At 29.7% G+C, this 7,116-nt stretch carries 10 protein-coding genes; 8 read left to right on the forward strand and 2 right to left on the reverse strand.

All coding sequences use genetic code 11. The annotated features are described in order from the left end of the window. Nucleotides 1-2: 2 nt before the first annotated feature. Both merA and hypR read right to left on the reverse strand, forming a co-directional pair. Nucleotides 3-1,325, reverse strand: coding sequence for a hypothiocyanous acid reductase MerA (gene merA, locus IDG66_RS13435; protein WP_000860571.1), 1,323 nt, complete (start codon nucleotides 1,323-1,325; stop codon nucleotides 3-5). Beyond that, nucleotides 1,312-1,752, reverse strand: a complete 441-nt coding sequence (gene hypR, locus IDG66_RS13440) for a redox-sensitive transcriptional regulator HypR (protein ID WP_001047250.1) — start codon at nucleotides 1,750-1,752, stop codon at nucleotides 1,312-1,314. The genes merA and hypR overlap by 14 nt, the downstream gene beginning before the upstream one ends. A gap of 57 nt (nucleotides 1,753-1,809) precedes the next feature. Here hypR and IDG66_RS13445 point away from each other — a divergent pair, with 57 nt between their 5' ends. From IDG66_RS13445 to IDG66_RS13480, 8 genes are all read left to right on the forward strand, one after another. Then, complete coding sequence (locus tag IDG66_RS13445) at nucleotides 1,810-1,911, forward strand: hypothetical protein (protein WP_031893171.1); 102 nt, start codon at nucleotides 1,810-1,812, stop codon at nucleotides 1,909-1,911. 465 nt (nucleotides 1,912-2,376) lie between these two features. Then, nucleotides 2,377-3,786 (forward strand): T7SS effector LXG polymorphic toxin, encoded by a 1,410-nt coding sequence (locus IDG66_RS13450; protein ID WP_000020817.1) that lies wholly within the window; start codon nucleotides 2,377-2,379, stop codon nucleotides 3,784-3,786. A gap of 3 nt (nucleotides 3,787-3,789) precedes the next feature. Next, entirely contained in the window at nucleotides 3,790-4,416 is a 627-nt protein-coding gene (locus IDG66_RS13455) for a DUF443 family protein (protein ID WP_000898606.1), read from the forward strand. A gap of 135 nt (nucleotides 4,417-4,551) precedes the next feature. Next, nucleotides 4,552-5,184, forward strand: a complete 633-nt coding sequence (locus IDG66_RS13460; RefSeq protein WP_000965161.1) for a DUF443 family protein — start codon at nucleotides 4,552-4,554, stop codon at nucleotides 5,182-5,184. Nucleotides 5,185-5,271: 87 nt separating this feature from the next. After that, complete coding sequence (locus tag IDG66_RS13465) at nucleotides 5,272-5,889, forward strand: DUF443 family protein (protein ID WP_000882168.1); 618 nt, start codon at nucleotides 5,272-5,274, stop codon at nucleotides 5,887-5,889. 74 nt (nucleotides 5,890-5,963) lie between these two features. Next, on the forward strand, nucleotides 5,964-6,593 hold the full coding sequence (locus IDG66_RS13470; RefSeq protein WP_000882146.1) for a DUF443 domain-containing protein: 630 nt from the start codon (nucleotides 5,964-5,966) through the stop codon (nucleotides 6,591-6,593). Nucleotides 6,594-6,649: 56 nt separating this feature from the next. Beyond that, nucleotides 6,650-6,766, forward strand: coding sequence for a hypothetical protein (locus IDG66_RS13475; RefSeq protein WP_001788281.1), 117 nt, complete (start codon nucleotides 6,650-6,652; stop codon nucleotides 6,764-6,766). A gap of 22 nt (nucleotides 6,767-6,788) precedes the next feature. Then, nucleotides 6,789-7,116, forward strand: a 328-nt coding sequence (locus IDG66_RS13480) for a DUF443 family protein (RefSeq protein ID WP_154285185.1), incomplete at its 3' end; no start/stop codon positions are given.

The following is a 7,116-nucleotide window of genomic DNA, read 5'->3' on the forward strand; positions in this document are numbered from 1 at the left end:
GTCTAGAAATTAAATAAATCATTAAATGATTCGGCCATCGTAGGATGCGTATAAATATTATCTCGTAATACGGTATATGGAATGTTTTGATCAATCGCAAGTTTAATTATATTAATTAATTCTTCAGATTGCTTACCATATAATGTAGCACCTAAAATCATATTATTTTCATTATTAATGACTACTTTAAATAAACCTCTTGGATCATTGTTAATTTTGTGACGAGGTATAGCACTTACTAAAAGTTGATGTTCAGTGTAATCATAATGTTGAGCGGCAGCTTCTTTACTAGTTAATCCAACACGTGATAATGGTGGATCTATAAATACTGTATAAGGCACGCCACCTCTATTGTCAGTCGTACGTGACTGATTACCATATAACGCTGATTTGATAATTCGATAATCGTCTAAAGATATATACGTAAATTGAAGTCCGCCTTTAACATCACCTGCAGCATAAATATGCGGTACAGTTGTTTGAAGATGAGCATTGACTTTAATTTCGCCTCTGTCGCCTAATTCGATATCAGTATTTTCTAAAGCTAAATCCGTATTCGGTTTGCGCCCGATAGCCAAAAGTACTGCATCAGCCTCAAAGTTACCAACGTTGGTATGGACTGTTGTATGATGATTGTCAGATGACAATTCAGTCGTTTCAACATTTGTATGCAATGTAATGCCTTTATTTTCTAAGTCAGTAATAGCATGTGCAACGACATCTTGATCTTCACGTGGCATAAATGATTCACCACGTTCTAATACTGTAACCTTACTACCTAAATTCGCAAACATTGAAGCAAATTCTAAGGCGATATAACCGCCACCTACAATAACGAGGTGCTTAGGTTGATAGTTAATGTTTAATAAACCTGTTGAATCGAAGACGTGTTTAGCTTGATCAAGGCCTTTAATGTTAGGAATAACAGAGGTAGCACCAGTATTAATAATGATATGAGGTGCAGTAATACTATCGGCGATATCGTCATGCTGATCTAATAAATTCACTTCAGTATTAGATTTAAACTGCGCTTTAAAATCCAGTACATCAATGTTGTTATCGTCTGCTAATAAATGGTAATTTTTATTGTTTAGCGCATTGACAACATCGTTTTTACGGTTATAACTTGCTTCAAAAGATTTGCCTTCTAATCCATCATGTACAAGTGTCTTTGAAGCAATACATCCTATGTTTATACAAGTGCCTCCATACATTTTCGGAGATTGTTCGATAACTGCGACGTGTTGACCTGTTGATGCAGCATATTTGGCTAAAGTTTTACCAGCTTCCCCAAATCCTATTACAATTAAATCATATGTTTTCATGACATAAATCCTCCTTTTGAATGTCTTCAATGACATCTTTGATTGTTTTTCCTTTATAAAAATTAATAATGATATTCTGTTCGTCTTGCTCATAATGTGACATAGTAGTTGCAATATTACGAGCAATTTGACAGTGACTGCCTTCGTCGCCAGTAAATAGTCGTGTGTGATGTTCTTTCTCTAAGACAAAATGTTTATATAATGTTGCTAGAGAGACATCAGCGCTACGATCATTTGATAAATAACCACCATCTTTACCCCGTATTGTGTTAATCATTTTTAAATCGACAAGTTGAGTCGTCACGCGTCGTAATTGAACAGGATTTAAACAAGTTAATTCTGCTAATGAACTACTATTGAATTTTTCTGAATGATGCTTAGTTAAAAAAGCTAATACATGCACGGCAATGTTAAATTCTAAATTCAATGTTTCTCACCTCATAATTGTAACTATATTAGTTACAATTAAAAATCATTTTGCTCAATGTGTCAATACTTATGTTTGAGAACTATTGAATTAGGTGTGTTTATTGTGATGATTTATTGTTTGAAAGTTGTTGCATTAACGGTGAGATTGCACAATTGAAATTTTAGTTATGTATGAACTGATAGATATGAAATGAATATTGAAAATAAGGGCAATAAAATTTTGAATGATGATGTTGTGTGATTGTATAAACTTATTCGTATTTTAGATACGTTTTGATATTTCGCATGATGAGGAAATATTTTCAACAACTGGTGACATATTTAAATCGTAAATATATTTTGAGATATTAATATATATTAGATTAAGGATGTTGTCGCAATAAAATTAAAATATTGAAAGATAATTTTTATTGATTAATTGCGAATATACAAAGACACCATTATATCCATATGCTAAAATAAGAAAAAAGGCGACATGTTATCTCAATTTACCTGCATCTAGACTCCTTTACATAAGAAATAATCATCGCCGAGTTTTAAAATTTTACAACTTTGTAGATGTAAAAAGCATTTGATTTTAAATAGTTTGAAAATCATATATTTTTGAAAAAGGAGCATGCCGATGAGTATTGACATGTATTTAGACAGATCTCGAAACCAAGCTTCAAGTGTGGGGAATTTGAGTCAAACAATGAATTCAAATTATGATGCGTTGGAAAAAGCAATTACTCAATTTATCAATGATGATGTGCTTAAAGGGAAAGCGTATACGTCAGCTAAGCAATTTTTTAGTACGGTGTTAATTCCATTATCAACAAGTATGAAAACATTGAGTGATTTAACGAAGCAAGCTTGCGATAATTTTGTGTCACGTTATACGAGTGAGGTTGATAGCATATCTTTAAAAGAATCAGAGCTTGAAGAAGATATCAGATCATTAAGTCAACAAATTACGCGATATGAAAATTTGAATAACAATTTGAAAAAGCATGCTTCCGATAATCAGCAAGCCATTTCATCGAACCAACAAATAATACAAACATTAGGTCAACAAAAACATGAATTAGAAGAGAAGCTACGCAAATTGCGTGAGTTTAATCAAAAATCACCAGAAATATTTAAAGAAGTTGAAGAATTTCAAAAAATTGTCCAACAAGGACTTACCCAAGCGCAAAATTTTTGGAACTTTTCAACAAATCAATTTAATATTCCTTCAGGTAAAGAACTTGATTGGGCCAAAGCAAGTCATGAAAAATATTTGAAAGTTGCTATGGGGAAAATTGAACATAAAGCAGAGAAAGAAACTTTAAATAAAGCAGACTTTGCTGTTATAAAGGCATATGCCAAAGAACATCCAGAAGACGATATCCCGAAAAGTATATTGAAATATATAAATGACAATAAAGACAGTATTAAAAGAGATATAGGATTAGATATTACGTCAACACTTTTAGAGCAAGGCGGTATAAATGCAAGTAAATTCGGTGTATTTATCAATACAGCAGGTGGAGTGAAAGGCCCAGCAGGTCCAAATTCATTTGTGGAAGTCAAACGTACATCAGGTAATGTGTTTATAGAAAATGGTAGTAAATTTGCAAAAGGCGGAAAATACCTAGGTAAAGGTGTTGCTGGTGTAGGATTTGGTATAGGTATGTATGATGACCTTGCAAATGATGATAAAACATTTGGAGAGGCGTTGTCGCATAATGGTATGACGCTTGCAGCTGGATCTGCAGGGACAGCAGTTGGAGCTGGATTAGCGACTTTTGTTTTAGGAAGTAATCCAGTAGGATGGGTGATTTTAGCAGGTTTGGCTATGAGTACAGTATTTGCATTAGGAACAGATTTAATTTATCAAAATAATATTTTTGGATTAAAAGATAAAGTAGACTGGGTAGGGCATAAAATCGATAATAGTATAGATGTTGTTAAAAAAACTACAGAAAAATCCATGGATAGTGTTGGGAATGCTGTTAGTGAAGCTAAAAATATTATTAGCAATCATATAAATCCAATGAAATGGGCGTGGTGAGTTTTGCTTTTTAATGTTAAGGTTATTAATAAAAATCCGAGATATAAAGTCGTTCAATATAATGATGAGTATTTGTTAATTGATTTAGTAAGTACTTGGCTTGTATACTTTTTTCCTTTTATTAATTGGTTCATTCCCAAAAGGTATGCAAAACTTAGTGAGAAGGAACTTGAAAATTTAAATGTTGATAAACAAAATAAAAATAATATTTTCTGGCCAGTTACTGGTAGTTCGTTTTTATTTGTAGTTATTTTACGGAAATATGTACATACGTTTGAAGTTCAATTAGATAATAAGATTTTAATATCTTTATGTTTTATAGGATTTATAGGTATTGCAGCATTTTACATTTACTTAAATAAAAAGCTTAAACTAAAGATATATGATGATAATCTAGATAATGAAAATAAGGTTATATTAGTGCCTACTTTTAAAGATGGAAGTTTTATAGTTTTCACATATCTATTATTAGGAGGTTGTTCCATATTATTTTTAATATGGCTAATGACTATAAAACCTCAAAATCTACTGGTATTTATTATGTGGATTATTATTACAATTTTTTTCTTTCTAATAAGCATGGGCTCAATTAGTAATAAAAAGGTTTATGCCAAACTTAAAAAGCAATAGTAATTACTAAACTTAGATTGTAGTTCGTAAGTTAAGTAATAAACAGGAAAATAGTATGTTACTAAAATACAAAACACTTATAAAGTATCTGAAAGTGTATTAGATATAAAACCAACGAGACGGAAGTGGTAAATTTTGCTTTACGAATCTAATATTATTAACAAAAATCCCAGATATAGAATTATTAAATATAAAAACGACTATCTGATGATTGATTTAGTAAGCACATGGTTAGTTTTGTTCTTTCCGTTTATTAATTGGTTAATCCCAAAAAAATATGTCCAAATCAGCAGAGAAGAGTTTGATAATTTAAATATTGTTAAACCAGTTAAAAATAAAGCTTTATGGCCAGTTATAGGTAGCATACTTTTATTTGGCACTATGTTTAGAGATAAAATATATATACCTGATTCTCATTTAGAAAAAAATTGCGTTATTATCATTTGTTCGGTTTTATTATTAAGTATTCTAGTGTTTTATATATATTTAAATCAGAAAGTAAAGTTATCTATCTATAATAATCGGAGTAGCAATGGAAAAATTATGATTTTTCCATCATTCAAGAATCTTTGCTTTGTACTATTTTCTTATTTTTTCTGTGGTGGATTATCAATCATGTTCTTAGATGTTTTGATTAGTTTATCTATCCAAAATATTATAGTATTTATTGCTTGGGTTATTATGACAATGCTATTTTTCTTTATAAATATGTCTTCAATAATAGACAAAAAGATTCATGTTATATATTTAAGGTCATATAAATATTAATTTTGATACAAAAGGGCACAAGTGTTTTGAGAAACAGAAACGATAATATAGCTGTGTGAATTTGTTATTAATAGGAAGTGATAATTATTGCTTTGTGAAACCGAAATTATCAATAAAAATCCGAAATACAGAGTTATTAAGTATGATGATGAGTATTTAATGGTCGATGTAATAAGCACTTGGCTTGTATACTTTTTTCCATTTATTAATTGGTTCATTCCAAAAAGGTGCGCCAAAATTAGTAGAGAAGAGTATGAAAAACTGAACACTGTTAAGCCAGTTAAAAATAAAAATTTTTGGCCTGTTGTAGGAGGAACAATCCTACTAGGTGCTACTTCCAGAAAGTACATACACTTACTTAATATTCAATTAGAAAAAAGATCGGTTATATTTATATGCTTCGTTGTATTTCTATGTATTTTAATCTTTTTTGTGCTTCTGAATCGAAAATTAAAATTGAAAGTTTTCGATAATAAAAAAGAAGAACAAAAAATAATTTTAGTACCAACATTAAAAAATGCTGTTCTTATATTATATGGCTATTTGTTGATTGGAGGCATGTCAATATTAGCTTTAAGCATGTTGCTGACATTAGAAAACCAGAATTTAATAACTTTTATAGCTTGGGGTATGGGGTTAATGTTGTTTTTCTTGATGAATATAACACTCATTGTCAATAAAACAGTCAAAGTTATAAAAAGGTGAATAAATAACTAATTATATTGTATTGGCCGTTCTTCAAATAAAAAATAATTTGAATAAGGTGGAAGTGATAAACAGTGCTTTGCGAATCTAGAGTCATTAATCAAAACCCTAAATATAGAATTATTAAATACAATAATGAATATTTCATGGTTGATTTAGTAAGTACTTGGATTGCTTATTTTTTGCCCATGATTAATTGGTTTATTCCCAAAAAGTACGCGAAAATTAGTAGAGAAGAATTTGAAAGTTTAAATATTGTCAAACCCGCTAAAAATAATACTTTCTGGCCTGTTGCAGGATTTGCAGTGTTATTAACAACCTTAACAAGAAAATATATCTATTTGCTTAACATCCATTTAGAAAAAGAAATAGTTATATTAACATGCTGTATGATACTTCTAGGTGTTTTCGCATTGTTTATATATATAAATACAAAATTGAAGTTACATATTTTTGATAAAAATAAAAGTAATAACGAAAAGATCATATTAATACCTACATTTAAAAATATTTGTTTATCCTTATTTGCTTATATATTATTTGGTGGATTGTCAACAATGGCTCTGAGTATGTTAGTAACTTCATCCCCTCAAAATATAATAGAATTTCTTGCTTTAATTGGCATGACTGCATGCTTCTTTCTACTGAATATGTCATCGGTTCTAGATAAAAAAATTCATGTTATTTTAAAAACAAATAAGTAGTAAAATTGATTAACTTAGGTAGTATCGGATACTTAAATGTTGGTTCATAAAAAGCAATGATTTTAAATCGAGGAGCTATCTTAGAACAGGGAAATAAAACAGCCAAAGTTATAAAAAGTGAATTAATAACTAATTATATTATGTTAGCCACGCTTCAAATAAAAAATAATTAGAATAAGGTGGGATTGATAATCAATGCTATGCGAATCTAAAATCATCAATAAAAACCCCAAATATAGAATTATTAAATATAATGATGAGTACTTAATGATCGATATAATAAGCACTTGGATTAGTTTATTTTTTCCTTTTATTAATTGGTTCATCCCCAAAAGATACGTCAAAATTAGTAGAGAAGAGTTTGAAAATTTAAATATTGTGAAACCTGCTAAAAAGAATGTTTTTTGGCCAGTTGCAGGTATCTCTACTTTATTCGCAGTTACATTAAGAAAGTATACACATTTACTTGACACTCAACTTGATAGAAAATTAGTTATTGCTATATGTTGTATCACATTTATAG

Origin of the sequence: Staphylococcus sp. EG-SA-18 (assembly GCF_017151825.1) — a bacterium.
Taxonomy (GTDB): domain Bacteria; phylum Bacillota; class Bacilli; order Staphylococcales; family Staphylococcaceae; genus Staphylococcus; species Staphylococcus aureus.